The organism is Paenibacillus sp. P13VS, assembly GCF_015143645.1.
In the GTDB taxonomy this organism is placed as follows: domain Bacteria; phylum Bacillota; class Bacilli; order Paenibacillales; family Paenibacillaceae; genus Paenibacillus; species Paenibacillus xylanilyticus_A.
Genome location: NZ_WYEV01000034.1, coordinates 1 through 788 on the forward strand (window position 1 = coordinate 1; position 788 = coordinate 788).

The 788-nt window shown below is 50.1% G+C and carries 2 tRNA genes and 3 rRNA genes; all 5 read right to left on the bottom strand.

The window, feature by feature from the left end:
- Positions 1–118, bottom strand: a 23S ribosomal RNA gene (locus GUA98_RS29270); the annotation flags it as partial.
- Between the two features lie 134 nt (positions 119–252).
- Positions 253–328, bottom strand: a tRNA-Ala gene (locus GUA98_RS29275).
- 23 nt (positions 329–351) lie between these two features.
- A tRNA-Ile gene (locus tag GUA98_RS29280) sits at positions 352–428 on the bottom strand.
- Positions 429–460: 32 nt separating this feature from the next.
- Positions 461–577 (bottom strand): 5S ribosomal RNA (gene rrf / locus GUA98_RS29285).
- A 106-nt stretch (positions 578–683) separates the two neighbouring features.
- Positions 684–788: ribosomal RNA gene (locus GUA98_RS29290) — 16S ribosomal RNA — on the bottom strand; the annotation flags it as partial.

Sequence of the window (788 nt, forward strand, 5' to 3'; positions counted from 1 at the left end):
TCGGACATCCCCGGATCAAAGCTTGCTTACAGCTCCCCGAGGCAGTATCGTTGTTCGCCACGTCCTTCATCGGCTCCTAGCGCCTAGGCATCCTCCGTGTGCTCTTAGTAGCTTAACCAACTGCTCATGATGAGCAATGCAGTTATCACTAATATTTGAAACTTGTTAACACAAGTTCAGCTAAAAGGAATGTTCTAATTCGCAATTTTCGTTTCGATATCTAGTTTTCAAAGAACAAGCTTGAAATCTTGTTGGTGGAGCCAAGCGGGATCGAACCGCTGACCTCCTGCTTGCAAGGCAGGCGCTCTCCCAGCTGAGCTATGGCCCCATATTAAATTATGAAAGTGTAAATGGTGGGCCCTGGTGGACTCGAACCACCGACCTCACCCTTATCAGAGGTGCGCTCTAACCAACTGAGCTAAGGGCCCGTATATTGTTATTGAAACCCAATAGGGTTTACGCTTGGCGGCGTTCTACTCTCCCAGGACCCTGCGGTCCAAGTACCATCGACGCTGAAGGGCTTAACGGTCGTGTTCGGGATGGGAACGTGTGGAACCCCTTCGCTATCGCCACCAAACGTTTGAGAGTTTGAGCTCTCAAAACTGAGCAACGAGTGAGTAACTAGCCGACCTGACTAGATTTTAGATTTGAATGTCTTCGTTGCAGAAGACAATTCTCCATAGAAAGGAGGTGATCCAGCCGCACCTTCCGATACGGCTACCTTGTTACGACTTCACCCCAATCATCTATCCCACCTTCGGCGGCTGGCTCCTTGCGGTTACCCCACC